Here is a 25,069-nt window from a genome sequence, read left to right on the forward strand (position 1 = left end):
CCCTCAGATACACAACTACTCCGAGGGAATGCACATGAAGGGCCATATCGCTGCCATTGTTCTGGTCGTACTGGGCGTGTTTTTTCTGCTGACCAATCTGGGGCTGATCAGCATCAGCCTGCGCGAGCTGCTGCGGGTGTGGTGGCCGGTGGCGCTGATCGCGGTGGGCCTGGCGCTGTTCTTCACACCGGGCGACAAGAAGAAGTAGCCCTGGCGCAAAGACCCAGGCAAAGGCCTGGGCTCAGCGCTCGCCGTGCCCGCTGTGCGGCGTCACAAACGCCGGGTCGCTGCCAAAGAAACCCCGGAACAAATTGCGCGCAATGCCGTGTGCCGCTACCTGCAGGTCGTGCGCCACCTCGGGGGCAAACAGGCGGCTGGTGTGCTGCTGCCACAGCCCCACCCAGGCGGCAAAGTGGGCGGGAGTCACGCCCTCCAGCGCCATGTGTTTGCCAAACACGTCGCCCTTGAAGCTGCGCGTGCCCAGTGCCACCGTGCTCCAGAAGTCCACGAGCCGCTGCAGGTGGGCGTCCCACTGGGCGTGCAAGGCCTTTTCAAACACGGGCCCCAGCAGCGGGTCCTGGCGCACATCGTCGTAAAAGCCATGCACCAGCTGCGTGATGCTTTCCACGCTGGGTGGTGCGTGTGCCCCAAGACCCTCGGGTGAAGTGGTTTGCAGGTTCATGCCTGCAGTGTGCCCCCGCCGCTGCACGCGCAGCCTGACGGACCGCAACCTTGCGACGAGGGCGCTGCGCCGGCTTCGAACGCCGGGAACAGCACGTTGTTCTCCAGGTGGATGTGGTTGATGAGGTCATCGCCCAGCTGGGCAATGCCTGCATACAGCGCGCGCCAGGTGTTGCACGCGCCTTGGGGGGGCGTGGCGTCGTTGGTCAGGGCGTTGAGCTTGTCTAACGCTTCGCCGTGGTCCACGTGTTCGGCGCGCATCATGCCGATGGGCTGGCCCACAAAGGGGTTGCCGCCGCTCTTGAGCATGGGGAACAGCACCTGCTCTTCCTTGAGCATGTGCGAGAGCAGCTCTTCGTGCATGGTTTCCAGGTGGTCGGCCAGTCCGGCGGGCACATGGGGGTTGTCGCGGTGCACGGCCTCCACGCGGCGGGCCATGCGGATCAGCTCGGGCAGCTGCTGGCGGTGCACCTCGTGGTAGCGCGCCAGGATGTGGTCGATCAGTGCGCTGGGCGATGCGGCTTCGGGCACGGCGTCGCTGCGTTGCAAGGCCGCCAGCTCGGCCAGCACGGCGTCGGCGTCCAGCCCCTTGTCGGCAGCCGCCTTGGACAGGCTCACCTGGCCGCCGCAGCAAAAGTCGAGCTTGAGACGCCGAAAAACCGCCGTGGCACCGGGCAGTTGCACCGCGATCTGGCCGATCTGCTGGTCGGCGCTGAGCGGGGCGGGGTGGGCGGAGGCAGCTTCCAGGTGGTCAACGCGGGCATTCATGGCGGGTCCTTTTAAAGATTCATTTGATATGAATATTTTATTCAATAAAATTCGTCCTGCATACCTCTTTCAATTGACCTGCGGCAAAAACCATGCGCCTGACCCAATGGACCGACTACACGCTGCGCGTGCTCATGTACTGCGCAGCCACCGAAGGCCGCGAGCAACCTGTAACGATCATCGAGGTGGCCGAGGGCTACGGCATCTCGCGCAGCCACTTGATGAAGATCGTGCAGCAGCTGGCCGCCCAGGGGCTGCTGGAGACCACGCGCGGGCGGGGCGGTGGCATGCGGCTGATGGTGCCGGCGTCGGCCATCAACATCGGCGCCGTGGTGCGTGCCACCGAGACCGACTTCAACCTGGTGGAATGTTTTGATCCCGGCACCAACCAGTGCCGCCTGAGCAACCACTGTCGCCTCAAGGGCGTGCTGTGGCAGGCCATGCAGGCCTACCTGGCGGTGCTGGACAGCGTGACGCTGGCCGACCTGATGGCACCGGCCGCTGCGGGTGGGTCGGCTGCACGCGCCCTGCTGCCCACGGTGGCGCTGCCCCGGGGCGGCGGCGCCATGCGCAAGCGAGCACCCGTGGCCGGGTTGCCCTCCAAAGCCGAAAATATTGAATAAAAATGGTCCATTGCGCTCGATAGATATCGAGTTTTTGCTATCAAATTGATAGCAAATCCGACCCTTGCATGCCTCCGACTGCAAACGCCTGCCGGTAGCGCGCCGGGGTCAGGCCCACATGCCGCGCAAATTCGCGTGTGAAGTGGGGCTGGTCTGCAAAGCCGCACGCAAACCCGATTTCAGCCAGGCCATGCGGGCTCTCCAGCAGCCATTGGGCGGCCACGCGCGCGCGTGCCTCGGTCACGATTTGGCGGCAGCTCAGGCCGCGTTCGGTCAGCGCCCGCTGCAGGCTGCGGCGGGCCAGGCCCGTGTGTTGGGCCAGTGCATCCACCGTGTGCTGTGCTGCCGGGTCCTGCAGCACATGGCGCGCCAGCTGGTGCGCCAGCGGCGGCCAGGGCAGGGCGTCGCACAGGTGGGTGGCGGGCTGGGGCTGCTGGGTGGGGGTTGTGGGTGCGTTGCTTTCGTGATGTTCCCAATGCAAGGTCCAATGGCCTAGCAACTTTTGCGCGGCCAGCGGTGCCAGTTGCGCGTGCAGTTCTGCCGGGGTGGTGGCTGGGGCTTCCATCCGCAGGTTCACGCGGTGGCCTGCGGCCTCGGGCGCGCCGATCTCCACCCGCAACCCGCGCACGCCCAGGGCCCGGCTGGCGCCCATCAGCACGCCGAGTACTGCCAGGCTTTCGGTGGGGTGGGGTTCTTCCGGCACACCGGGGCGCGCATGGTGGCGCAGTGCCAGTTCGCCGGGGATGCTGGCCGTGATGCTGACCTGGTGGCGCGAATGCACATACCGCTCCAGCCGCTGCCAGCGCGCCATCAGTTCGGGCACATCGTTCGCGCCCAGCAGCGCGCGGTGCACCGGGTCGCCCGCCAGCAGGTCCACCCGCTGGGCCAGCTGCAGAAGTGTGCCCAGGCCGCCCTGGTGCAGCACGGCTTCGACCACGCTGCGTTTGTAGGCCAGGGGCACATGGCTCGCGGCCAGCCCGTCGGCACCCGGTGGGGGCGGTGGCGGCACCAGCCCGTGCGCAGCCATGGCGCGCACCAGCAGGCGGACCATGGCGGCGCTGGCAAAGTCTTGCATGGGCGGATTGTGCCGTTGGTGCTGCCTGATTCAGCTCCGCGTGCTCAAGGCCCGCAGCACATCCGCGCTGCGCACCGGCAGGCGGGCAAAACGCACGCCGGTGGCGTCGCGCAGCGCGTTGGCGATCGCTCCGGCCCCCGCCACCATGGCGGTTTCTCCGGCACCGGTGGGCGGCGCGCTGCTGTCGATCAGGTGCACATGCAGCGGCGGAATGTCGCCCATGCGTGGCAGCGGGTAGTCGGCAAAGCTGGCGGCGGCCACGCCCGAGCGGGCCACGGGCAACTTCTCGTGCAGCACCATGCCCACGCACCACACGAGGTTGCCCTCGGACTGCGCGCGCACGCCGTCAGGCTGCAGCACCAGGCCGCAGTCGTGCGCGCACCACAGCGCCGTTACGCGCACCTGGCCGGTGGCGCGTTGCACCTCCACGTCGGCCACGGCGGCGGCGTAGCTCACGCCCTTATAGATACCGCCTGCGATGCCGCGCCCGCGCAAGGTGGTGGCGTCGCTGGCGGGGCGCTCTGACCATCTGGATTCTGCAGCGGCACTGCGCAGCACCTGCGCCAGGCGTGCATCGGTGGTGTGCTGCAGGCGCCAGTCCAGCGGGTCGGCCCCAACGTGGCGCGCGCATTCGTCCATGGTGCTCTCCACCACGAGGGTGTTGGGCCCCGCACCCAGGCCGCGCCAGGGGCCTGTGTGCACGGGCAGGCGCTGGGCGGTGAACTCGATGCGCTGCTGGGGCACGTCGTACGGCATTTGTGCGCCGCGCGCCACGCCGCTGTCGCCCGCCAGGTCGGCCAGGGTTTGCATCCACACCGGCATGGCGGCGGGTGTGAACAGGATGTGGCTGCTGGCCAGCGCATGCCACCAGTGGGTGATGCGCCCGCCTTGCACGCGGGCCCGCACACGGTGGCTGGAGGGCGGGCGCTGGAAGCCCTGGGCAAACTCCTGCGCGCGGCTCCATTGCACCTTGACGGGTGCCCCTGCAGCCTGGGCGAGCACGGCGGCCTCCAGCTCCACCGTGCACAGCGTGCGGCCGCCAAAGCCGCCGCCGATGCGGCAGGCCTGCACCTCGATACGTTCGGCATCCAGGCCCAGCTGGCGAGCGAGCACGTCGCGCATGTAGAACAGGTCTTGGGTGCCCGCCCATACCTTCAGGGCGATGCCTTGGTCTGCGGCGGCCAGCCAGTGCGCCGTTGCGCTGCGCGGCTCTATGGGCGCGTGGGCGGCCAGGGGCACGTCCATGCGCAGGTCCAGCGTCCATGCTGTGTCTGTGGGCAGGTCGTCCTTGCGCAGCCGGTGCTGCAGCGCGCCCCGGCGCAGGTGGGTGTCGATGTCGATGCGCTCGTCGATGGCGGCCTGCTCGAATGCGCTGCCATCTTCCACCTGCCATTGCACGGCCAGCGCGGCCTCGATGCGGTCGAGCGCCGAGGGCGTGCGCGCCACGATGCCCAGGCCCAGGCTGCCCATCTGTGCGAGGCGCGGGTGCTGCACCACGGCCACGCAGGCTGGGTCGGTGCGGGCGGCCGTCTCATCCCACGCTTGCGGGCGTGAGGTGATTTCGGCCGACATCGGTGCGCGCAGCACGCGGCCATAGAGCAGGCCGGGCAGGCCCGTGTCGCCCGCAAACAGCGGCCGGCCGGTGACGAGGGCGTGCAGCTGGCCCGGCGCCGCCGCAGCTTCTTTGGCGGCCCCCGTGCGCGCCTGCAGGCTGCGCAGCGCGCTGGCCGGGATGTCGCGCGGGGCCAGCGTTCCCGTGGTCTGGCCTTGCGCCAGGGCCTCGCGCAGCGTGGCGCAGGCGCGGGCCAGGGGCAGGGCAAAGTCCTGCACGCTGGCGCTGCCCACGGTGGCGCGCACGCGGGCGATGTGGCGGGTGCTGGGCAGTTGCAGGTGTACTTGTGCAGGCGGCACGCCCAGCTCGGCAGCGGCCAGGCCCTGCATGGCGGCGCTGATCTGCTGGCCCATTTCGGCGCTGGGCAGCCACAGGGTGTAGCGGCCGTTTTCGTGCCGTATCCAGCCCAGCGCGTCATCGGCGGTGGAAGTGGGGCGCTTGGGGATCACTGGCACCAGGCTGCAGCCCGCCAGCGTGACGGTGAGTACCCCGGCGCCTGCCGCTGCCAAAAACTGGCGGCGCTTCATGGTTTGGTTCCCCCGGCTGCTTGGTGGATGGCTGCGCGCACGCGGTGCTGGGTGCCGCAGCGGCACAGGTGGGCCGACATGGCGGCGTCGATCTGCGCATCGCTGGGGCGGGGTGTGGCGCGCAGCAAGGCCACGGCGCCCATGATCTGGCCGCTCTGGCAGTAGCCGCACTGGGGCACGCGCAGGTCCAGCCAGGCCTGTTGCACGGGGTGCAGCGTCCCGTCGGGCGCCGCCAGCCCCTCGATGGTGGTGATGGAGCGCCCTTGCAGCCCGCGCGCCGTCTGCAGGCAGGCGCGCTGCGCTACGCCGTCGATGAGCACGGTGCAGGCTCCACATTGGCCCATGCCGCAGCCAAAGCGGGTGCCCGTGAGGCCCAGGGGCTCGCGCAGCAGCCAAAGCAGGGGGTCGTCCTCCCAGCCGGGTGGTACGGGCTGGGGCTGTTGGTTCAGGGTGATGTGCATGCGGGCCTCCGTGGGTGGTACGGGGCCAGTGTGCAAAGGCGGAGGCGGTTGGTCTTGAAGATCTGCGCCAAACAGATCAGAGCGGCAACTTTGGCGTCGGGCCGGGGATTTGAATGAAAATGGCCTCCAGCGCTTGTCCATCAAGCGCTAGATGCTATCATTTTGGAAGCATTGCACTCCACTGCGGCATGGTCTGCGCCCACCACAGCCGCAGGCGCATGGCCCATTCGGGTGTGTAGCCCGAGGTGGCGAACCGCACTTGGCCGTGCGCGTCGATGACCACCAGCGCGGGCACGGCGCGCACGCCCCAGCTGCGTGACAGGGTGCCCTGCGGGTCCACCGCCGTAGGCCAGACCATGCTGCGCTGGCGCTGCACCTGGGCCACCTTTTCGGCGTTGCCCGACTGCATGGCCACACCCAGCACCGGCCAGTCGGCGGACAGGCTGGCGATGCTGGGCTCTTCCAGCTTGCAGATGGAACACCATTCGGCCCAGAAGTGCACGGCCACGGCCTGACCGGGGTGCTGGGCGCGCCACTGGGCCAGGGTGGTGGGGGCGGTGGCGCCAGCGCTGGGGGCCATCACCAGCGCCACATCGGGCGCAGGGCCCTGGGGCAGGTCGCGCGTGCGCCAGGTGTCTACCGCCACGATGGCGACCCAGGCGAGCGCGAGGGTGGCCAGGTGCTGCTTCCAGCTTTTGCGCAAGGACTGCGCGGCACGGGTGGCAAGGGCCTTCAGCATGGCGGGGCTGTGGTGTCGCGAATCAGCGCAGCACTTCCAGCAGCCGGTCCAGCCCGCCCTGGTTGATGGCCACCTTGGCCTGCGCGCGCACGGCGGGCTTGGCGTGGTAGGCCACCGACAGGCCCGCCGCGCCCATCATGGGCAGGTCATTGGCGCCATCGCCCACGGCAATCGCCTGCTGGGGCGAGATGCCCATGAGCGAAGCCACTTCCAGCAACGTGCGGCGCTTTTCGGCGCCATCACAGATATCGCCCCAGGCCTGGTCCACCATGCGGCCGGTGAGTTGGCCATCTTGCACTTCGAGCATGTTGGAGCGGGCGAAATCAATGCCCAGCCCGGCCTTCACGCGGTCGGCAAAAAAGGTGAAACCGCCAGAGACCAGCAGCGTCGTCAGGCCTGCAGCCTTGGCGGCGGTGATCAGCTCCTTGGCGCCTGGGTTAAAGCGCAGGCGCTCGGTGAACACCTGTTCCATGTGCTGCACCGTCACGCCCTTGAGCAGGGCCACGCGCTGGCGCAGGCTTTCCTTGTAGTCGGTGATCACGCCTTGCATGGCCGCTTCGGTGATGGCGGCCACCTCGGCCTTGCGGCCTGCGGCGTCGGCGATTTCGTCCACGCACTCGATGTTGATGAGGGTGGAGTCCATGTCAAACGCGATGAGCTTGTAGCTCGACAGGGACAGGGGGGCTTCAATGCCCTGGACAACAAGGCCGGGCGCGAATTCGGTAGCGTGGGTCATGGCAGAACGTGGGAGTCGATTTTTTGGGGGAGCACAACCTGCAATGGTATCGCCCGCGCCTGCGTACTCGACAGCCCCAAACCGTATCGCCCCGCAGGGCATAAATTCCGCGGCTCGCGGCCGAGAGCGGTTGCTTCCAGCTCTTGGGTTTGCCTGGGATGCGGACGATGTGCAGTACGGGCCCATGGGCGCATATGATTTCTGCACAACATGCACTGAGGGTACTGACGATGGCCATGCACAGAGACGGCAACGCGGGAGAGAAAGTCTCCGCGACATGGATCAACCGCAGGCAGGCCACGGCCGTACTGCTGGCCAGCGCGGCGGTGCCTTTTACCCCAGCGGGAGCGCAGGATGCAGCGGCCCCCGCATCACCTGCCGCATCCCCCGCTGCATCGGCTGCCGAAGCCCCTCTCGCCGCTATCTGGCCTGCTGACGACTGGGCAGAAAGCACGCCCGAGGCGCAGGGCATGGACTCCGCAGCGCTGGCCAAGCTCGTCGACTTTGGCGCAGCGCAGGGCATGGACAGCCTGCTCGTCACCCGACACGGCAGCCTGGTGGCCGAGGCCTTCTATGCCCCTTACCGCGAGGGGCTCAAGCATGCCGTCAACTCCACCACCAAGGGTGTCGTCGCCACGCTCACCGGCATGGCCATCCAGGACGGGCTGATCGCCTCGCGCGATGCGCCCGTGCTTGACTTCTTTGCTGACCGCAAGGTCGCCAACGCCGATGCCTCCAAGAAGGCCATGACTGTGGGCCACCTGCTGGACATGACCTCGGGCCTGAACTGGATCGAGCCGCTCAGCGACGCCGTGCCAGAGACCATGCTGCAGCTGACCCGCACGCGCGACTGGCAGGGCTTTGTGCTCGACCGGCCCATGGCCCAGGCGCCCGGCACGGGCTTCAACTACAACAGTGGCAACACCCATCTGCTCTCGGCCATCCTGGCGCACAAGACCGGCGGCAGCACCCTGGCCTATGCGCAAAAACGCCTGTTCGGCCCCTTGGGCATCACCGACGTACGCTGGCGCAAGGACCCGCAGGGCCTGGAGGTCGGCGGCTGGGGCCTGTACCTGCACCCGCGCGACATGGCGCGCATCGGCTACCTCTACCTGCGCATGGGCCAGTGGAACGGCCGCCAGCTGCTGCCCGCCGCCTGGGTGGAGCAGGTCTTCAATCCCGTGGTGGACATGGGTTTTGGCACCAGCAACGGGGCGCCCTCCCTCAAGTACGCCAACGGTTGGTGGAGCATCCCTTCCAAGCGCGCGTACTTCACGGCCGGCTTCAACCGCCAGCTCATCGTGGTGCTGCCCGACCTCGACGTGGTCGTCGCCGTGACCGGCCGGCGCCACTACCCGCTGCCCCTGTTCATCGACCACATCACCGCCGCCGTGCGCTCGCGCGAGCCCCTGCCTGCTGACGCTGCCGGGCAGGACCATCTGGCCGCCCGTATCCGCGACGCCGGGGTGGAAAAGCCCAGCGCCATCCCCACCACCACGCCCGAACTGGCCGCCACCGTTTCGCGCAAGGCCTGGCTGCTGGAGCGCAACGGCATGGGCATCCAGCGCCTGGTGCTGGATCTCACGCCTGCCAACCCGCGCTATGAGGTCACCTTCGACAGCAGCCGCCCCGATTTGCCTCGCGAGCCGGTTGCCGGCCCGCTGGGCCTGGATGGGAAGTACCGCACCGCGCAGCAGGGACCCAATGCGGTCATCGCCATCAAGGGCCACTGGCTTGATGCGCAGACCTTTCAGCTCATCTCGCGCTCGGTGGCGGATGGCGAGGTCACCGTGGTCACGCTGAAATTCGAGGACGGCGGGAAGGCGGTGAATGTGGGGCTGGAGAACAACTGGGGGTTCAGGGCGCAGGTGCGGGGGCGCGGGGAGTAGCGCTTCGGCTTTGCATGACCATCGGCAATGAAGCTACCAGGTTCAGCGCCACGGCGACCAGCCCGGCTCTGGCCAGGTTCTTCCATGATCGTGGCTGGATGGTCGCGTTTCCCGAGCGCCGGGGGCTCGCCATGCCCCGGTTGATATTGGCGCTCTCGGCCGCATGTTGATGGTTGTCAGGTAGCCTTGGGCTTCCACTTCCCAGCACCAGCAGGTGCCCTCGCCAGCAAGCCCCGCTACCGATAGACCACCGATGAAGACCATTGACGAAATGCTGCACCTGGACTTGCTCACCGCCGAGCAGCACGTTGACATCAGCGCATGGATTGCGCAGTCAGCCTCTCCCGAAGAAATACTGCAGATGCCTGCGCCCCTGTGGCAGGCCCTGGAGCGCGCCAGCAAAGTGATGGGCATCGACGAGGACCTTTTGCGACCACCGTCGTTCGATGCGGGCAGTCTGGCGCTGGGCTAAGAACCTATTCAAGATCTTTTCAGGGTCGCACGAGTACCTTGCCGGGATGGAATGCAAGGCGCGGGGTGCAGCCAATAGCCCGGCTATTGGCAAGCGTCCGTAACGCCGCAGACCGCCCGGCAAGGCACCTGCCCGAAGGGTTGGAGTGAAATCGGGCGATTGGACGCTCCGGCTGCTTGCATGGGCACCAGCCCATGCGGCGCATCCGAAGCTTCCACTCATCCCGATTGCACTCCAATGCGATCCCCGAAAAGATTTTGAACAGGTTCTAAGACGCTTGTGCCGCTGGCGGCAAGCTTGGCTGGGTGTCCGGGTCGAAAAGGGCGGCATGCACTGCGCGCTGGAGTTTGTCGGCAACGGGCCGTGGACCATGGCAGAACGTGGGAGCCGTTTTTAGGGGCTACGGCCCGCAATAGCATCGCCTCCTCGGCTTCCCAGTGCCGGGCTACGGCGCTCAGACCGTGCGGGCCGGATCAGCGTGAAGGCGGCAGGCTCTTGCCGTTGCCCGCGCGCCCGGCGGTGGCGGGGTTGGGCGTAGGTGGTTCGTTCATCTTGACCAGGAACATGCGCAGGAAAAACGCGGCCATGCACAGCATGAACCCGATGCCAATGATGCTCATCAGCCCGTAGTCGGTAGAGAAAAGATCGTTCAGCAGCTTCATGGTGGGGCACTCCTTGTTGGTGTGATGTCCACTATCGCGCTGCAAAGGCGGATACCCCTTGCGCTGTGTCAACCATCGCTGCAGCAGCCGAGGCTCAGTCCGGCCGGGGCAAGTACAGCCGGTCCGACCATGTGGCCAGCCACTCGGGCTTGAAGGCTACAAAAATCGCCGCGAGCATGCCGGTGACAAACCCATCGCCCCAGGCCATGAGCCAGCGCGCCACCAGCGACAGCTCATCGCCCACGCCGGGCAGCAGGTGGCCGCTCCACTGCGACAGGACACCCGCCGCAAACACGCAGACCACCGTGCCCAGAAACGCACGGCCCAGCACATAGACAAACGGTTTGGTGCCGGTGTAGCGCCGCAGCAGCGCACCCAGGCCCAGCGCCAGCGTGGCAGGCACCACGCCCAGCCACACCGTGGCACCCAGCGCATCGGCCCAGGCCATCGCTGGGGAGATCAGGCAGGCCACGATGCCCACGCCCATCAGCACCGGGATCGCCAGCGGCCAGCCCAGCATCAGCACCACCAGGCAGGCGCCCGACATTTGCAGCTGCAGCGGCATGGCGTGCAGTGTGGGCAGGGCCCACAGCCAGGGCAGGAAGACCAGCGTGGCGAGTAGTGGCGTCCACAGCGCAGACGGCGCGCCCTGCGTCTCGTGTGCCAGAGGCTTGCGGTTGGCCAGCATGCGCCAGGGACGGGCCGCCAGAGCGGCAACCAGAGTGACGAGGACGAGGGCGGCTTCCAGCCACATGGTTCTGTTTGCTATTCTATTGATAGCTACTAGCCATTGCCAGATAAGCGCTAGAGGCCAATTTTATTAAAAATCAAGCAACCACCAGCGGCTGCCCCAGACTGCGCAAGATGTCCCGCACCATCTGCGCCCGATCCTTGGGTTCTTTCAGCTCGCGCTCGATGCGCAGCTTCTCGTTGCCCGCCAGCTTGATGTGCTTGTTTTTCTGGATCAGCTCGATGATGCGCATCGGGTCGATGGGCGGCTGAGGCTTGAAGGTGATGTTGATGACGCCAGGGGCCGCATCCACCTTGACCACTCCGTAGGGCTGGCTCAGCACGCGCAGGCGGTGCACGTCAATCAGGGTCTGGGCCTGCGGCGGCAGCTTGCCGAAACGGTCCACGATCTCTTCGAGCAGTCCGTCGATCTGGTCAGGGTTCTTGGCCGTGGCCAGCTTCTTGTAGAACGACAGGCGCAGATGCACGTCGCCGCAGTAGTCGTCGGGTAGCAGGGCAGGGGCGTGCAGGTTGATGTCGGTGGTCACGCTCAGCGGGCTGAGCAGGTCCGGCTCCTTGCCAGCTTTGAGCGCCTTGACGGCTTCGTTGAGCATCTCGTTGTACAGCTGAAAGCCCACCTCCAGCATGTTGCCGCTCTGGTTCTCGCCCAGCACCTCGCCCGCGCCGCGGATCTCCAGGTCGTGCATGGCCAGGTAGAAGCCGCTGCCCAGTTCTTCCATCTGCTGGATGGCTTCAAGCCGCTGCTGCGCTTGTTTGGTCAGGCCTTCCACGTCGGGCACCATGAGGTAGGCGTACGCCTGGTGGTGGCTGCGGCCAACGCGCCCGCGCAGCTGGTGCAGCTGCGCCAGGCCGAACTTGTCGGCGCGGCTCATGATGATGGTGTTGGCGGTGGGCACGTCGATCCCGGTCTCGATGATGGTCGAGCACAGGAGGATGTTGTAGCGCTGGGCCACGAAGTCGCGCATCACGCGTTCGAGCTCGCGCTCGGGCATCTGGCCGTGGGCCACGGCGATGCGGGCCTCGGGCAGTATCTCTTCGAGCTTCTGGCGGCGGTTCTCGATGGTCTCCACCTCGTTGTGCAGGAAGTACACCTGCCCGCCGCGCTTGAGTTCGCGCAGCACCGCCTCGCGGATCACGCCCGTGCCCTCGTTGCGCACAAAGGTCTTGATCGCCAGGCGCCGCTGCGGCGCGGTGGCGATGACCGAGAGGTCGCGCAGCCCTTCGAGCGCCATGCCCAGCGTGCGAGGGATGGGCGTGGCCGTGAGCGTCAGCACGTCCACCTCGGCGCGCAGGGCCTTCATCTGCTCCTTGTGGCGCACGCCGAAGCGGTGCTCCTCGTCGATGATCAAGAGGCCCAGGTTGTGGAACTTGGTGGATTCGCTCAATAGCTTGTGCGTGCCCACCACGATGTCCACCGTGCCGTCGCCGATGCCCTTGATGGCGGCGGTGATCTCCTTGCCCGAGCGAAAGCGCGAGACCTCGGCCACCTTCACCGGCCACTTGGAAAAGCGGTCCACCAGTGTCTGGTAGTGCTGCTCGGCCAGCAGCGTAGTGGGCGCGAGGAAGGCCACCTGCTTGCCGCCCGTGACGGCCACGAAGGCCGCGCGCAGCGCCACCTCGGTCTTGCCGAAACCCACATCGCCGCAGACCAGGCGGTCCATGGGGCGGGGGCTGATCATGTCCTGGATGACCGCGTGGATGGCGGCGTTCTGGTCGGCTGTTTCTTCAAAGCCGAAGTCGTTGGCAAAGGTCTCGTAGTCTTGCGGGCTGTAGCGGAAGGCATGGCCTTGGCGTAGCGCGCGGCGGGCGTAGATGTTGAGCAGCTCGGCCGCGCTGTCGCGCACCTGTTCGGCGGCCTTGCGCTTGGCCTTTTCCCACTGGCCGCTGCCCAGCTTGTGCAGCGGCGCCTCGTCGGCGCTCACGCCGGTGTAGCGGCTGATGAGCTGCAGCTGACTCACGGGCACATACAGCACCGCCTTGTCGGCGTATTCGAGGTGCAAGAACTCCTGCATGGCGGGCGTGCCGTCGGGGTTCTTGTTGCCCACGTCCATGTTGACCAGGCCGCGGTAGCGCCCGATGCCGTGCTGGCTGTGCACCACCGGGTCGCCCACGTTCAGCTCGGCCAGGTCCTTGATCAGTGCCTCGACATCGCTCACTTGCTCCTGTTTCTTGCGCCGGCGCGTGGTGGGGCCTGCGGCAAACAGCTCGGTCTCGGTGACGAAGTCGATGCCGTCCTCGATCCAGCTGAAGCCCACGGTGAGGCCCGCGGTGGCGATGCCCACCTTTTCGTCGGCTGTGCCCTGGAACTCGGCCAGCGAGTCGAAGGCCGGTGGGTTCACGCCGCTGGCGCGCAGAAAGTCGAGCAGGCTCTCGCGCCGCCCATCGCTCTCGGCCAGCAGCAGCACCCGGTGCTGGGTGTTACGGAGGTGGGCGTGCAGGCGCGCCAGCGGGTCCTCTGCCCCGCGCACCACCGAGAGGTCGCCGAGCTTCTGGAAGTGGGGGTTGTCGGCAATGTCCTCTACCCCGGGGCGGATGGACAGCTGGGCATGCTCCTTGGCGCGCGTGTAGAACTGATCGGCTGAGAGGAACAGCGCCTCGGGCGGCAGAGCAGGCCGTTCGGGATCGCCCTGCACCAGGCGAAAGCGATCCTTGGTGTCCTGCCAGAAACGTTGAAACGCGGGCTCCAGGTCGCCGTGTAGCACCACGGTGGCCTCGCCGCCCAGGTAGTCGAACACGGTGGCCGTTTCGTCGAAGAACAGCGGCAGGTAGTACTCGATGCCGGCCGTGGCCACGCCCGCGCCCATGTCCTTGTAGATGCGGCTCTTGGTCGGGTCGCCTTCGAGCATCTCGCGCCAGCGGCTGCGGAATTTCGCGCGCGCGTCGTCGTCCATGGGGAACTCGCGGCCGGGCAAGAGGCGCACCTCGGGCACGGGGTACAGGCTGCGCTGGCTGTCGGGATCGAAGGTGCGGATGCTGTCGATCTCGTTGTCGAACAGGTCCACGCGGTAGGGCACCAGCGAGCCCATGGGGAACAGATCGATCAGCCCGCCGCGAACCGCGTATTCGCCAGGGCTGACCACCTGGGACACGTGGCTGTAGCCCGCCAGCGTGAGCTGGGCCTTGAACTTGGCTTCGTCGAGCTTTTGCTTGACCTTGAAGTGGAAGGTATAGCCCGCCAGGAAGGAGGGCGGGGCGAGGCGGTACAGCGCTGTGGTGGCAGGCACCAGCACCACGTCGGCTTCACCCTGGGAGATGCGCCACAGCGTGGCCAGCCGCTCGCTGATCAGGTCCTGGTGCGGCGAGAAGGTGTCGTAGGGCAGCGTCTCCCAGTCCGGGAACAGCGCGCAGCGCAGGCCAGGCGCAAAAAAGGCCATCTCGTCGATGAGCCGCTGCGCATCGGTGGCGTCGGCCGTGACGATGGCGGTGGTGCGGCCCCCTGCCTTGTCACGTTCGGCCAGACGGGCCAGTAGAAGGGAATCGGCGCTGCCCACGGGGCGGGGCAGGGTGAAACGTTTTCCGGGGGAGAGTTTGGGCAGTTCCATGCGGACGGTGTCGTCTGGGCCCACCGCATCCCCAGGGGCGCGAAACACGCACGGGCTGGATCGGAGGGCAACGGAGGATTTTAGAATGAGCGCTTCATGATTGCTCCCTTGCTCCAACCCCCGCTCGCCCCTTTGTCTGCCCATGGGCGATTCTGGGCGCTGGTGCCCTGTGCCGGAATGGGCTTGCGGGCTGTTGCGGCGGGCGCTGCAGCCCCCGCGTCCGCCTCCGGCAATGCTGCGCCATCGACCTCGACCGTGGCTGCGTTTTCGGCTGTGGACGTTGCGGCGCCCCCGCCCACATCCCCTTTGCCCAAGCAGTACCACCTGGTGGCGGGCCAACCGATGGTGCTGCACACGCTCGCGGCCTTTGCCGGTGTAGGGCGGCTGCTGGGCACCCTGGTCGCGGTGGCCCCCGGGGACCGGTTTTTGGACACGCATGCGCACCCCACCTTTTTTGTGGTGGAGTGTGGCGGCCCTACGCGGGCCGATACGGTGCTGGGCGGCCTCAAGGCGCTGCTGGAACGGGGGGCGCAGCCGGATGACTGGGTGCTGGTGCACGATGCCGCGCGTTGCCTGGTCACGTCCGAGCAGATCGACTCCCTCATCGACCAGTGCGCTGGCGACAGTGTCGGGGGCCTGCTGGCGCACAAGCTGGCCGACACGCTCAAGACCTCCATCGACGGTCCGGGCGGCGTGCGTGTGGCCTCCACGGTGGATCGCAGCGACAAGTGGCTGGCCCAGACGCCGCAGATGTTTCGCATCGGCCCCCTCATGGATGCCATCGACAAGGTGGGTTCCAACGTGACCGACGAGGCCAGCGCCATGGAGGCCATGGGCCTGCACCCGCGCCTGGTGCCAGGTGGGGCGCAGAACTTCAAGGTCACCTACCCGGACGATTTTGCGCTGGCGGCGGCTGTACTGGCTGCGCGTGCGCACGGCACGACGCTGGAGCGTTTTGGGGGCGACCGGGGCCAGGTGACCACCGCACCGGGCAAAAAGAATCTGTTCTAGAACCGTTTCCTTCAGTGCTTTAACCCCGGCCTCACGGCGCCGTGGATGAGTGCGGCGGGGGGCGCAAGGCAATACAACGCCGCAAGGCACGCAACAACAAAGGCAAGCGGATGAATTTCAGGATTGGTGAAGGTTGGGACGTGCACGCCCTGGTGCCCGGTCGTCGGCTGGTGATTGGTGGCGTGGACATTGCCCACCCCACGGGGCTGCTGGGCCACTCGGACGCCGATGTGCTGCTGCACGCCATCACCGATGCGCTGCTGGGCGCAGCTGCCCTGGGCGACATTGGCAGCCATTTCCCCGATACCGACGCTGCCTTTCGCGGTGCCGACTCCGGCGTGCTGCTGGCCGAAGCAGCGCGGCGCGTGCGTGCGGCGGGCTACGAGATCGGCAACATCGACAGCACCGTGATCGCGCAAGCTCCGCGACTGGCGGCGCACATTCCCGGCATGCGTGCCGCCATTGCACGGGCCGTGGGCATCGCTGAGGGGCAAGTCAATGTGAAAGCCAAGACGGCCGAGCGCCTGGGGCCCGTGGGGCAGGGGCTGGCGATGGAAGCTCGGGCGGCGGCGCTGATCTATGCGTCCTGAATTTTTGCGCTGACCGGCCCGGGCGGCATTGTCTGTTCGCAGCCTGCGCGGCATCCCCCGTCCGGGGGGATGCCTGTCTTGCCCACGCTGCGAGGAGTGCGGGGCCTGAACCACCAGGAGAGGGCCACACACTTCGCAATCCGGTATCCAGAGCAAAAAAGAGCGTTGGGGGCCGCGCTGCGCCCCATGGTTCTGCCACGCTTGCCGCGCGACTTCACTCCATCGTGATCTGGGATGTCGTCACGATATCGCGGTACAGCTTCGCCTGCGGTTTGATGAATGTCTTGAATTCAGGTCCGTTCAAGGGGGCGACCGTAATGCCTGCTTCCTGCAGCTTCTGCCGCAGCTCGGACTGCGCAAGCGCTTCCTGCAGTGCCTTGTCGGCGGCGTTCACAGTCGCGGCGGGCGTGCCCGCCTTCATGAAGAGGCCTTGCCACAATGGCAGAGCCATGCCGGAGAAACCCTCCTCCTCTCCAATGCGCTTGACGTCAGGCAGCTGCTGCACCCGTGCGGTGTCGGAGACCGACAGCGCCCTGATCTTGCCGTCCTTGAGAAATGGCATGGCCGTGGATAGCACCAACATTGCGCTGTCCACCTGTCCGCCGACCAGGTCGTTGGTGATATGGGTGCCACCTCGGTAGGGCACGTGCAGCATGGACACCTTCGCCTGCTTGTTGATCAGCGCGCCGTACAGGTGCTGCATCGTCCCGATGCCCGGCGTGGCGAAGTTGATGCTGTCCTTGCCACCCTTGCGCAGCGCGGCGACAAGATCTTGCAGGTTGGCGTAGGGAGACGCCTTGCGCACGGCAAAGATCATCGGGACGGTGGTCATGCGCCCCACCGGAATGAAGTCATTCTCCCAGTCGAGCTTGACCTTGGGGTTGACCATGGGCACGACCACTGTGTCGGTGCCTCCCATGTAGACCAGACTGCCATCGGCCGGTCCGTTGAGCACCCGCTGTGCGGCCAGCATGCCGCTGGCGCCCGCCACATTCTCGATGATGACGGTACGGCCAAGCCGCTTGCCCAGCTCGGTCGCAACAATGCGCGCGACAAGATCTGCGCTTCCGCCAGCGGAATAGCCCACGATCAGTGAGATGGGTTTGGTATTGCCGCTGTCGCTCTGCGCCTGCGCGGTGTGCGTGATAAGAGTGCCCGTGCTCAGAACTGTCATCGCGGCGGCCTGACGGAGGAGTTGTCTGCGTTGCATGTGGTGACTCCTGTTCAGAACGTGTGCTTCACGCCAAAGTCGATGGCTGTGGTGCGTGTGAGGCCGTCGCGCTTGGCTGTGCCGAGGTTGGTGTAGAGCAATGTGCGTTTGCTCAGGTCGTACTGAAGACCAGCGCCGATCATCTGCGAATCGAGTTGGGTGGCGGGTTTCAGGAGCCCAACCATGAGGTAGGTACGACCAAAACTCAGCGGCACCATGGCCGACACGCTGTAGGCCGTGGCATCGCCATTGACCCCGCCTTTGGCGCGGCTGTAGCTGGCCTTGGTGTGAACCACGCCGAAGTCGTACCCGCCTGCCACCAGAGCCAGGTGGGTGCTGGAGTCAAGCCGATCGAACGCAGCGCCCACCCATACAGGCCCGGTCTTGTACTGCAGGTTGCCCGAGGTGGCGTTGCTGCGCACTCCTTCGCCAAAAGCGCCTGCAATCTCCATGCTCACGCCAGAGATCACGGGCGATTTGTAGCCTACGGCGTTTGCCCAACGGATGTTGGATGCTTCTGCGGGAGCCGCCACTGGCGTGTAGTTGGCATAGGTGTAGGCAGAGCCCAACTGGCTCACGTAGCTCCAATAGGTGGGGTCTGCATTGAGAGCCACTGTGTAGGCAGCCGAGTATTCGCGCCCCGCATACACCTCGCCCCACTGCTTGCTACCTACTGCCACCACCGAGCGGCCCAGCCAGTAGATGCTGGGATTGCTTGGCGCGCCCGTGTCAGCGGCAAAGCGGTGCTCGATCTGAAAGCGCGAGTAGAGACCGCCGCCCATGTCTTCGCGGCCCATGAACCCCAGGCGCGACGTGTTGCCGGCCTTCATGGTCCAGACCCGTGGCGCCACGCCGCGCCCGGGTAGCAGGGCGCCGGGGGTTGTGCCCCCATTGGCACGGGCCAGGCCCTGGTCGACGATGCCATAGATGGTCAGCGAGGACTGGGCCTGCGCTGTACCGCAGGCCCCGAGGCTGGCCAAGGCGACGCACAGCAGTGCGGTGTAGGGCGCTGAAGAGGTTGGGCAAGCCGTGCTTGCCAGGAAATGCCGTGTCATGGATTTGTCTCCGTGGATTGTGGTTTGGCGGTTGCATCTGAATTGTATGTATTGAGTTTTATTAATGCAATACAATGCAATCAATGGGTGGTCGCAATTCACTGGCACCTGGCTTTTGGAATGCGGCTTGCCCTCGATGGACAACGCAATACAACACAATCTACGGATATACCCGTAGTTGTATGGATGGAGCACACATGGCGATCGGTATGTTCGAATCTTTCATCACGGGTCACTGGTTCAGTGCACCTGCCAAGGCCATCTGGAGCGATTCGGCCACTCTGCAGGCCTGGCTGGACGTGGAGGCGGCCTTGGCCCACGCCCAGGCCGGGCTGGGCGTGATACCTGTCGAAGTGGCACCGGTGATCGCTGCCCATGCTCGGGCAGAACTGTTCGACCTGCCGCATTTGGCAAAGGCCATCGCTTTCGCACAACACCCGCTGGTGCCAGTGCTCCACCGGTTCGAGGAGCTGTGCGGTGAGCCTGCGGCTGGCTTCATCCACTGGGGCGCGACCACGCAGAACATCTTCGACACGGCCAGCGCACTGCAGATGGTGCGAACCCACAGGCTGCTGGCAGGGCACCTGGATGCCGCCATAGCCGCATTGGCCGCGCTGGCGTTGGAGCACCAGGCCACGCCCATGGCAGGTCGCACGCATGGCCAGCACGCGTTACCGATGACCCTGGGCTTCAAGCTCGCGGGCTGGGTCGATGAACTGGACCGTGGCCGCCGTCGCCTTGCCGAGCGGCTTGCCTCCTCGTTTCCAGCCAGCATGGGGGGCGCCATCGGCACCTTTGCTGCCACCGGGCCGCTCGGGCCCGCAGTGCAGGCGCTGATGGCGCAGCAACTGGGCCTGCTGTCGGCCGACATGCCGCTGCGGTCGTCCTATGACCGGGCCAGCGACTATCTGGCCGCACTGGGCCTCCTGGCGGGCACGGCACAGAAGATCGCGCAGGACGTGGTCTTCCTGCAGCGCACCGAGATCGGGGAAGTGGCGGAAGCCTTTCACATCGGGAAGGTGGGCAGTTCCACCATGGCGCAAAAGCGCAACCCTTCCATGGCACTGCTGCTGGTCAGTCTGGCGCGCATGCTGCGTACGCGCACCCAGGCCGCGCTGGAGACCATGGTGCGCATGGACGAGGGTGACTCATCGGCCACCAACGTGGCCGATACGCTGCTGCCCGAGATCGCCATCATCGCCACCTCGGTGGCCGAGACGCTGGCGCGGCTGGCGCAAGGCCTGGCGGTCAACCCGCAGGCAATGTCCCGCAACCTCGCAATGACGCGGGGGTTGATCGCCTCTGAGGCTGTGATGATGCGGCTCACCCGCCTTATGGGCCGGCATGAGGCGCATCGCCTGCTCTACGCGGCGGCGCAGCGCTCGCAGTCTGAGGGCGTGCCTTTCATCGACGCGATCCGCGCACAGCCGCCGTTCAATGGCGGTGCCTTGCCGGATGACTTGCTGCAGGCGCTGGATGCACAAGCCTATGTCGGCGAATCGGCGCCGCTCGTGGTGGACACCGTGGCGCGCTTGGCACCCGGTTGCGTGGAGCCATAGCTACCGTGCAGGGGCTGCTACCGATGTGCCCGCACGGTGCGTGACCGGCGTCAGGTGCACGCCGTAGGGTGTCCCTGCGTCAGCCCAGCGCGCCGTGATGGCGCGGTGCAGGGCATCGACCTGGTCAGCCACGCTGCAACCGATCACCTCGAAAAAGTCCGCATGTTCGCTGGCCAGGTCCGTGCGGCCGAGCAATACCACGCTCAGCTGCGCGGGCACCGAAATCCCGCTGTGGGCCAGCAGGCGCTGGAAGAGGGCGCCATCCTCGATGCCCCAGGCCACCAGGGCTGTAAAGGGCAAAGCGCTCGCGCTGTCGGCGCCCTTCGCGCGGACCTGGATCTGTTCCACCAGTCGGGCGGTGTAGTCCTCGTGCGGCAGCATGTCCAGCGTGATTTCCTGCAGCACCACATCGGACAGCGTCGCTTGCAGATACTTAAAGCGCCGACGCCCGAGCTGGGTGGCCAGAAAGGGGTGCGAGGTGCATGCGTAGGCAATGCGCCGGTGGCCTTGCTCCATCAGCAGGGCGATGGCGGCTGCCAGCGGCTCGCCCCACTCGGTGCCCACGGCCTCGACGTCGGCACCCACCAGCGCCGCCCCGTCCACGGCCAGCACGTCGCACTTGTCGCGAAGAGCCGCCAGAAGGGCGATGGGAATGGCCTTAAAGGTGGATTGCACCACGCAGGCATCGAAGCGCGGCAGGCCCTTGAGCACCGTGAGCGCATGGTCCGGGTCGTTGTACGACAGCTCCAGCACCCGGTGCCCGTCGGCCGCAAGGCGGTGCTGCAGACTTTCGATCAGCACGCGCCCGCGCGCAATGCTGATGGAGCGGCGCAGCAGCAGCACCGATTTCACAGAGGAGGTGACTGCCGCGGGGGATTTGGGATGCGGGCTTTTGCTCGGCAAGGGACTCGTTTCAGTCGTCGTCACCGGTTGCGAGCCTGTGCCCAGGAAGTAGGTGCCCCGACCCACCTGGGCATCAATCAACCCCTTTTCCTTGAGCCTTTGGAAAGCCCGCTGAACCAGCATTTGCGATGCGCCAAAGCGCTTCATCAATTCGCGGATGGTGGGGAGTCGGTCGCCCGGGCGGGCTTCGTGGGCGAGTTGTTCCAGGAATTGCTCGAGATCTGGCGAGGGGCTGCTGCGCATGGTGTTCATACAATACACCACAAATTGAACGGTATTGGCCTGTAGAGATATGCCCGTGCGTCCGACCTGGATCTCTGGTGGTGCCGGGCTACCCGCTATGCGCTCTCGCGCTCCATGATCGAAAAGCCGATATCCACCACCGGCTCCGCCACGGTCTTTCCCTCCGCGCGGTCGGCAATAAAGTCTGCCGCCGTCTGGCCCATACGCGTGCCGTCGATGCGCACGGTCGTGAGGCTGGGGATCACGGTCTGGGCGAACTCAATGTCTCCGAAACCGACGACGGCCAACTGGTCGGGGACCGCCATGGCGCGCGCCCGCGCCTCGGTGAGGACCCCCAAGGCCAGCATGTCGGAGCTGCAGAACACGGCATCGATGTCTGGCTGGGCGGCCAGCAAGGCCGCCAGACCCGCACGCCCTTCGGTGTGGGAGGTGGGTGATTTCTCCAACTGCAGGGCGGGCTCGCGCAAGCCCAGTCGGCCCGCTTCGGCATAAAAGCCTTTTCGCCGCCGCGCGGCGCGCTCATCGTCGCCGCTGAGCAGCGCCAGCCGGCGCCGACCCTTGGCGTGCAGGTGCTTGCACACGGCGGCGCCCAGTTGTTCGTGTGACAGTCCGACCAGCATGTCGATGGGGTTGGGGGTGAAGTCCCAGGTCTCCACCACAGGGATGCCAGAGGCCTGCAGCAGCCGCCGCCCTTCGGGCGAATGCATGATGCCAGTGAGCACAATGCCGTCGGGCCTGCGGCCCACGATGGCGCGCAGCAGTTCGTCTTCGCGCGAATGTGCATAGCCCACCTGGCCCAGCATCACCTGGTAGCCGCGCAACTCCAGCGCGTCGGTGAGCGATTGGACCATCTCGCCGAACAGCTGCCCCGTGGTGGTGGGCACGAGGGCCGTGACCAGGTGGCTGCGTGCCGAGCGCAAGCCCCCCGCAATGAGGTTGGGCACATAGCCCAGGCTGGAGATGGCTGCCTGCACCCGGGTGCGTGTGGGCTCGGACACCTGGCCGGGCGTATTGATGGCGCGGGAGACGGTGATCATGGACACCCCCGCCTGCTCAGCCACTTCACGCAACGTCACCACCGGTCGGTTGCGAATAGGTTCCGGTGTCTCTGGCAGGGTGCTTGGGGGAGGGCGCGGCATCCGCCGAGTCTATCCACGAAGCGATGATTCCTCAGGACGGGCGCCTCGCTGTTGGTCAGAAACCGCCCAGCAGTCCGTCGTGTGGGGCGCCCGCCGAACCAGTCCTGCTAGATGGCGTACACGTTGATAACGATAGCCCCGGCAGCATGTCCAATCATTGACTGAAATTTGACCGAAATATCGGGCGTGCCAGCGCCGTTGCTCAACTTGTAGATTTCTTCTGTGCTGAATACCGGGATGCCAGGAACGAGCGTCACGTTGGTGAGGCGGTACTGGCCAGGTTGCAGGGTGTCGTAGTTGTTGGGGCTGTTTGCCAAAATGCCTGTCTGGCCAAAGCCGGTAGAGAGAGTGCTGGGCATGGTGCTTCCTTGAAAGTGAATAAGTAATGCGGAGACGGCAGTCAAATGCAATTGCATTGACTCTTGTGTACTGCAGGGCCTTTGAAAAAGAGGCCCTTGAGGATGACCTGCACAACTCCCTGCGGTCTGTGATAGCGCGGTCTCGGGCAGTCCACTGCGTTGCTTTTCTTGCCAATAGCGCGGCTATTGGCTGCAAAAAGACGCCTTGTGCCCCATCTCCATCCGCGCTACCACCGTCTCGCGAGGGTTATGCCGGTCTTCCTTAACAGCACCACTTCAGAATATCGAGCGGGTTGGGCGCAGGCGATTACAGTCCATTACGCCAGCTGCAAATCCACGCGCGCGAGCGCAACCATCAGGACAGCGGCAAGCTGCGATGCTGTGCACACCCACACGGGTGCGATGGCCTGCGAGCCTCTTTTTTGCACAGTGGGCGCATATGGCTTTGGCTGAGGGCCACAGGTTCAAAGAAGCGCGTTCCGCTGATACCGCTGCTACTGGTTCCGCCTTTTCGCTGGCAAGCGAAGTAGGGTGTGCAGTTACCCCGCCTCAGGTAGATATGCCTTGAAAAGCTGCTCGTGCAAGGCTGCCGGGGAGGGGGTGACCTGCGGATTGCCGAGGTCATAGGGGTAGGCGGGCAGGGCGGTCAGACCCAGGCGCAGAAACCATTGGCGGGTCTCGTCGAACGTTCCACCGTAGCAACACTGGGTCAGGATGGCACCCGCGATGTTCGCGGTTCCGCACACCGAGAACTGCGCTTCGTTGCTCAGTTGCACCACCACACTGTCGGCAATGGGTGTTGACGACGGCCCGCGCCAGTAGCCAAAGTAATTGCCTTCATCATCGGCCACCACAAAAGCAATGTGGCGGCAGACCTCGGCGATGGCCCGAAGGTTCGCAGCAATCTCAGGGTCGGCCCGCTCGGCTTCGCTCAGGTCGCTGGTGTTCAACCAGGGGGCCCAGTCGGCCGCGGTGCCCATACAGACGCCGGTGCGGCGTTGCAGCTCTTCCTGGTGATGGAGAAGGACTGCAAGGTCCTGTGGCAGAGGCTCGCCCTGCAATCGGAGAAGAGAGAACTGTGTTTGGATGCTCATGGGCTGGTTAGGCGGGTGGATGCCTAGCGTAACGCAGACTGCAGGCCAAACGCTCCGGGGCTTACAAGCGCTTTTCCCATCAATGGGTTGGTGGTCCTATGACTAAGGGTTTTCCATGGTATTTGATGCGACTGTTAACGTTAACATTTGCCCATCCAGGCATTCAGAATGCGCCTGTTAATAGGTGTTTGAGGCTTGAATCCGGGTTGATTGATTGAATGAATAGCTGCTTGTACGACCTCTTGCTTTTGGTGAGCGGATGTTCACGTTGGTGCCAGCTCGTCGTCAACCTGAGCACACCCCGGTTCACTTTCCCCAACCAAGGCCCCGTAGAAGGCCCTTCCACAACTGTTCAGGAGACCTCCCCATGTTCAAGAAACTGCTGCTGATTGCCAGTACCTGCACCATCGCTCTGGCTGCATCGGCCCAGACCGCTGCCACCCCCTGGCCCGAAAAACCCGTCACCGTCGTCGTGCCCTTTCCGGCCGGGGGCTCCACCGACATGGTGGCCCGCGCCATGGCGCAGCACATGGGCGACAAGCTGGGCCAGAACTTCGTGGTGGATAACCGCCCCGGTGCCACGGGCACGCTGGGGGCCGGTGCGGTGAAGCGCGCCGCACCCGACGGCTACACGCTGCTGGTGTCGTCGCTCGGTGCGTTTGTGGTGGCGCCGCACTTGCTCAAAAGCGTGCCGTACGACGCCCTCAAGGACTTTGACTACATCACCGTGCCCGTGCAGGCACCCAACGTGCTGGTGGCTGCCCCCAATCAGAAGGCGCGCACCGTGCAAGAGGTGATTGCCCAGCTCAAGGCCAATCCTGGCAAGGTGAGCTTTGCAAGCTCGGGCAACGGCTCGTCGGACCACCTCTCGGCCGAGGTTTTTTGGCAGCAGAGCGGCACCGAAGGCCTGCACATCCCTTACAAGGGCGGAGCACCGGCCATCAACGACCTGCTGGGCGGGCAGGTGGAGTTCTCGTTCCAGAACGTGAACGCCGTGCTGCAGCACATCCGGGCGGGCAAGCTGCACGCGATTGCCGTCACCGGCGACAAGCGCAGCCCCGTGCTGCCCGACGTGCCCACCTTGGCCGAGGCTGGCGTGGCCGGTGCCGAGGTCTACTCGTGGCAAGGCATGGCCGCGCCCAAGGGCCTGCCCGCCGCCGTGAAGAAGAAGCTTTCGGACGCAGCCATCGCCGCCATGAACGACCCCGCCGTGAAGAAGCGAATGCTCGACCAGGGCCTGGAGATCGTGGCCAGCACGCCCGATGCCTTCACTGCTTACCAGGCGCGCGAATTCGCGCGCTGGAAGACCGTCATCGAAACCCGAAAAATCACTGCCGATTGAGCCTTGTCACGGGGCCCTTTTGCCCGC

24 protein-coding genes are annotated in these 25,069 nt (G+C 65.8%); 8 read left to right on the plus strand and 16 right to left on the minus strand.

Annotated features, from left to right (window positions below):
* Nucleotides 1-34: 34 nt before the first annotated feature.
* On the plus strand, nt 35-208 hold the full coding sequence (locus tag C8C94_RS25705; RefSeq protein ID WP_171012331.1) for a LiaI-LiaF-like domain-containing protein: 174 nt from the start codon (nt 35-37) through the stop codon (nt 206-208).
* A gap of 33 nt (nt 209-241) precedes the next feature.
* Here the strand turns inward: C8C94_RS25705 and C8C94_RS03015 are convergent, their stop codons facing one another.
* Nucleotides 242-682, minus strand: a complete 441-nt coding sequence (locus tag C8C94_RS03015) for a group III truncated hemoglobin (protein ID WP_121419661.1) — start codon at nt 680-682, stop codon at nt 242-244.
* Nucleotides 679-1,449 (minus strand): iron-sulfur cluster repair protein YtfE, encoded by a 771-nt coding sequence (gene ytfE / locus C8C94_RS03020; protein WP_199731167.1) that lies wholly within the window; start codon nt 1,447-1,449, stop codon nt 679-681. The genes C8C94_RS03015 and ytfE overlap by 4 nt, the downstream gene beginning before the upstream one ends.
* A gap of 92 nt (nt 1,450-1,541) precedes the next feature.
* Here ytfE and C8C94_RS03025 point away from each other — a divergent pair, with 92 nt between their 5' ends.
* The gene (locus C8C94_RS03025) at nt 1,542-2,072 is read left to right on the plus strand and encodes an Rrf2 family transcriptional regulator (protein ID WP_055402311.1); all 531 of its coding nucleotides are present in this window, start codon (nt 1,542-1,544) and stop codon (nt 2,070-2,072) included.
* Between the two features lie 40 nt (nt 2,073-2,112).
* Here the strand turns inward: C8C94_RS03025 and C8C94_RS03030 are convergent, their stop codons facing one another.
* The 5 genes from C8C94_RS03030 to serB form a co-directional block, all read right to left on the minus strand.
* Nucleotides 2,113-3,147 carry a helix-turn-helix transcriptional regulator gene (locus C8C94_RS03030; protein ID WP_121419662.1) on the minus strand — a complete coding sequence of 345 codons (1,035 nt, stop codon included), beginning with the start codon at nt 3,145-3,147 and terminating at the stop codon, nt 2,113-2,115.
* A 30-nt stretch (nt 3,148-3,177) separates the two neighbouring features.
* Nucleotides 3,178-5,286: a xanthine dehydrogenase family protein molybdopterin-binding subunit gene (locus C8C94_RS03035; RefSeq protein ID WP_121419663.1), complete on the minus strand. Its 2,109-nt coding sequence runs from the start codon at nt 5,284-5,286 to the stop codon at nt 3,178-3,180.
* Nucleotides 5,283-5,747: a (2Fe-2S)-binding protein gene (locus tag C8C94_RS03040; RefSeq protein WP_121419664.1), complete on the minus strand. Its 465-nt coding sequence runs from the start codon at nt 5,745-5,747 to the stop codon at nt 5,283-5,285. Before C8C94_RS03040 ends, C8C94_RS03035 begins: the two co-directional genes overlap by 4 nt.
* A 157-nt stretch (nt 5,748-5,904) precedes the next feature.
* Nucleotides 5,905-6,486: a redoxin domain-containing protein gene (locus C8C94_RS03045; protein ID WP_121419665.1), complete on the minus strand. Its 582-nt coding sequence runs from the start codon at nt 6,484-6,486 to the stop codon at nt 5,905-5,907.
* Between the two features lie 22 nt (nt 6,487-6,508).
* Nucleotides 6,509-7,222: a phosphoserine phosphatase SerB gene (serB, locus tag C8C94_RS03050; protein WP_121419666.1), complete on the minus strand. Its 714-nt coding sequence runs from the start codon at nt 7,220-7,222 to the stop codon at nt 6,509-6,511.
* Nucleotides 7,223-7,452: 230 nt separating this feature from the next.
* Here serB and C8C94_RS03055 point away from each other — a divergent pair, with 230 nt between their 5' ends.
* Together C8C94_RS03055 and C8C94_RS03060 are read left to right on the plus strand one after the other, a co-directional pair.
* Nucleotides 7,453-9,111, plus strand: coding sequence for a serine hydrolase (locus C8C94_RS03055; RefSeq protein ID WP_121419667.1), 1,659 nt, complete (start codon nt 7,453-7,455; stop codon nt 9,109-9,111).
* Between the two features lie 253 nt (nt 9,112-9,364).
* Nucleotides 9,365-9,583 (plus strand): hypothetical protein, encoded by a 219-nt coding sequence (locus C8C94_RS03060; protein ID WP_121419668.1) that lies wholly within the window; start codon nt 9,365-9,367, stop codon nt 9,581-9,583.
* A 473-nt stretch (nt 9,584-10,056) separates the two neighbouring features.
* Here C8C94_RS03060 and C8C94_RS03070 read toward each other — a convergent pair whose 3' ends face one another.
* The 3 genes from C8C94_RS03070 to mfd all read right to left on the minus strand — a co-directional run bounded on the left by C8C94_RS03070 (nt 10,057) and on the right by mfd (nt 14,537).
* Nucleotides 10,057-10,245, minus strand: a complete 189-nt coding sequence (locus C8C94_RS03070; protein WP_055393653.1) for a DUF3149 domain-containing protein — start codon at nt 10,243-10,245, stop codon at nt 10,057-10,059.
* A 94-nt stretch (nt 10,246-10,339) separates the two neighbouring features.
* Complete coding sequence (locus C8C94_RS03075; protein ID WP_121419669.1) at nt 10,340-10,999, minus strand: hypothetical protein; 660 nt, start codon at nt 10,997-10,999, stop codon at nt 10,340-10,342.
* Between the two features lie 73 nt (nt 11,000-11,072).
* A complete protein-coding gene (mfd, locus tag C8C94_RS03080) occupies nt 11,073-14,537 on the minus strand; it encodes a transcription-repair coupling factor (protein WP_121422665.1) in 3,465 nt (1,154 codons plus the stop codon).
* A gap of 96 nt (nt 14,538-14,633) precedes the next feature.
* Here mfd and C8C94_RS03085 point away from each other — a divergent pair, with 96 nt between their 5' ends.
* Both C8C94_RS03085 and ispF read left to right on the plus strand, forming a co-directional pair.
* On the plus strand, nt 14,634-15,548 hold the full coding sequence (locus C8C94_RS03085) for a 2-C-methyl-D-erythritol 4-phosphate cytidylyltransferase (RefSeq protein ID WP_121419670.1): 915 nt from the start codon (nt 14,634-14,636) through the stop codon (nt 15,546-15,548).
* Nucleotides 15,549-15,658: 110 nt separating this feature from the next.
* Entirely contained in the window at nt 15,659-16,138 is a 480-nt protein-coding gene (ispF, locus tag C8C94_RS03090; protein ID WP_055393645.1) for a 2-C-methyl-D-erythritol 2,4-cyclodiphosphate synthase, read from the plus strand.
* A 214-nt stretch (nt 16,139-16,352) separates the two neighbouring features.
* On the opposite strand, the gene C8C94_RS03095 is transcribed toward ispF, so the two are convergent.
* Nucleotides 16,353-17,348, minus strand: coding sequence for a tripartite tricarboxylate transporter substrate binding protein (locus C8C94_RS03095; RefSeq protein WP_233573372.1), 996 nt, complete (start codon nt 17,346-17,348; stop codon nt 16,353-16,355).
* A 14-nt stretch (nt 17,349-17,362) separates the two neighbouring features.
* Entirely contained in the window at nt 17,363-18,403 is a 1,041-nt protein-coding gene (locus tag C8C94_RS03100; protein ID WP_233573373.1) for a porin, read from the minus strand.
* A gap of 209 nt (nt 18,404-18,612) precedes the next feature.
* Between C8C94_RS03100 and C8C94_RS03105 the strand changes: the two genes are divergently transcribed.
* The gene (locus C8C94_RS03105; RefSeq protein WP_233573374.1) at nt 18,613-19,962 is read left to right on the plus strand and encodes an adenylosuccinate lyase family protein; all 1,350 of its coding nucleotides are present in this window, start codon (nt 18,613-18,615) and stop codon (nt 19,960-19,962) included.
* Here C8C94_RS03105 and C8C94_RS03110 read toward each other — a convergent pair whose 3' ends face one another.
* From C8C94_RS03110 to C8C94_RS03125, 4 genes are all read right to left on the minus strand, one after another.
* Nucleotides 19,963-21,117 (minus strand): GntR family transcriptional regulator, encoded by a 1,155-nt coding sequence (locus C8C94_RS03110; protein ID WP_121419674.1) that lies wholly within the window; start codon nt 21,115-21,117, stop codon nt 19,963-19,965.
* Nucleotides 21,118-21,203: 86 nt separating this feature from the next.
* A complete protein-coding gene (locus C8C94_RS03115) occupies nt 21,204-22,247 on the minus strand; it encodes a LacI family DNA-binding transcriptional regulator (RefSeq protein ID WP_370449717.1) in 1,044 nt (347 codons plus the stop codon).
* 107 nt (nt 22,248-22,354) lie between these two features.
* Nucleotides 22,355-22,606, minus strand: coding sequence for a hypothetical protein (locus C8C94_RS03120; protein WP_055393637.1), 252 nt, complete (start codon nt 22,604-22,606; stop codon nt 22,355-22,357).
* A 539-nt stretch (nt 22,607-23,145) separates the two neighbouring features.
* Nucleotides 23,146-23,700, minus strand: a complete 555-nt coding sequence (locus C8C94_RS03125; protein ID WP_147433218.1) for a hypothetical protein — start codon at nt 23,698-23,700, stop codon at nt 23,146-23,148.
* A gap of 367 nt (nt 23,701-24,067) precedes the next feature.
* On the opposite strand from C8C94_RS03125, the gene C8C94_RS03130 reads away from it, so the two are divergent.
* Nucleotides 24,068-25,042 (plus strand): tripartite tricarboxylate transporter substrate binding protein, encoded by a 975-nt coding sequence (locus C8C94_RS03130; protein ID WP_121419676.1) that lies wholly within the window; start codon nt 24,068-24,070, stop codon nt 25,040-25,042.
* Nucleotides 25,043-25,069 lie beyond the last annotated feature (27 nt).

The sequence above is a fragment of the Acidovorax sp. 94 genome, from assembly GCF_003634645.1.
Taxonomy (GTDB): domain Bacteria; phylum Pseudomonadota; class Gammaproteobacteria; order Burkholderiales; family Burkholderiaceae_C; genus Acidovorax; species Acidovorax facilis.

Coding starts and splice junctions, on each gene's coding strand:
- C8C94_RS25705 (WP_171012331.1), top strand. CDS start 35: ATGAAGGGCCATATCGCTGCCATTGTTCTGGTCGTACTGGGCGTGTTT.
- C8C94_RS03015 (WP_121419661.1), bottom strand. CDS start 682: ATGAACCTGCAAACCACTTCACCCGAGGGTCTTGGGGCACACGCACCA.
- ytfE (WP_199731167.1), bottom strand. CDS start 1,449: ATGAATGCCCGCGTTGACCACCTGGAAGCTGCCTCCGCCCACCCCGCC.
- C8C94_RS03025 (WP_055402311.1), top strand. CDS start 1,542: ATGCGCCTGACCCAATGGACCGACTACACGCTGCGCGTGCTCATGTAC.
- C8C94_RS03030 (WP_121419662.1), bottom strand. CDS start 3,147: ATGCAAGACTTTGCCAGCGCCGCCATGGTCCGCCTGCTGGTGCGCGCC.
- C8C94_RS03035 (WP_121419663.1), bottom strand. CDS start 5,286: ATGAAGCGCCGCCAGTTTTTGGCAGCGGCAGGCGCCGGGGTACTCACC.
- C8C94_RS03040 (WP_121419664.1), bottom strand. CDS start 5,747: ATGCACATCACCCTGAACCAACAGCCCCAGCCCGTACCACCCGGCTGG.
- C8C94_RS03045 (WP_121419665.1), bottom strand. CDS start 6,486: ATGCTGAAGGCCCTTGCCACCCGTGCCGCGCAGTCCTTGCGCAAAAGC.
- serB (WP_121419666.1), bottom strand. CDS start 7,222: ATGACCCACGCTACCGAATTCGCGCCCGGCCTTGTTGTCCAGGGCATT.
- C8C94_RS03055 (WP_121419667.1), top strand. CDS start 7,453: ATGGCCATGCACAGAGACGGCAACGCGGGAGAGAAAGTCTCCGCGACA.
- C8C94_RS03060 (WP_121419668.1), top strand. CDS start 9,365: ATGAAGACCATTGACGAAATGCTGCACCTGGACTTGCTCACCGCCGAG.
- C8C94_RS03070 (WP_055393653.1), bottom strand. CDS start 10,245: ATGAAGCTGCTGAACGATCTTTTCTCTACCGACTACGGGCTGATGAGC.
- C8C94_RS03075 (WP_121419669.1), bottom strand. CDS start 10,999: ATGTGGCTGGAAGCCGCCCTCGTCCTCGTCACTCTGGTTGCCGCTCTG.
- mfd (WP_121422665.1), bottom strand. CDS start 14,537: ATGGAACTGCCCAAACTCTCCCCCGGAAAACGTTTCACCCTGCCCCGC.
- C8C94_RS03085 (WP_121419670.1), top strand. CDS start 14,634: ATGATTGCTCCCTTGCTCCAACCCCCGCTCGCCCCTTTGTCTGCCCAT.
- ispF (WP_055393645.1), top strand. CDS start 15,659: ATGAATTTCAGGATTGGTGAAGGTTGGGACGTGCACGCCCTGGTGCCC.
- C8C94_RS03095 (WP_233573372.1), bottom strand. CDS start 17,348: ATGCAACGCAGACAACTCCTCCGTCAGGCCGCCGCGATGACAGTTCTG.
- C8C94_RS03100 (WP_233573373.1), bottom strand. CDS start 18,403: ATGACACGGCATTTCCTGGCAAGCACGGCTTGCCCAACCTCTTCAGCG.
- C8C94_RS03105 (WP_233573374.1), top strand. CDS start 18,613: ATGTTCGAATCTTTCATCACGGGTCACTGGTTCAGTGCACCTGCCAAG.
- C8C94_RS03110 (WP_121419674.1), bottom strand. CDS start 21,117: ATGAACACCATGCGCAGCAGCCCCTCGCCAGATCTCGAGCAATTCCTG.
- C8C94_RS03115 (WP_370449717.1), bottom strand. CDS start 22,247: ATGCCGCGCCCTCCCCCAAGCACCCTGCCAGAGACACCGGAACCTATT.
- C8C94_RS03120 (WP_055393637.1), bottom strand. CDS start 22,606: ATGCCCAGCACTCTCTCTACCGGCTTTGGCCAGACAGGCATTTTGGCA.
- C8C94_RS03125 (WP_147433218.1), bottom strand. CDS start 23,700: ATGAGCATCCAAACACAGTTCTCTCTTCTCCGATTGCAGGGCGAGCCT.
- C8C94_RS03130 (WP_121419676.1), top strand. CDS start 24,068: ATGTTCAAGAAACTGCTGCTGATTGCCAGTACCTGCACCATCGCTCTG.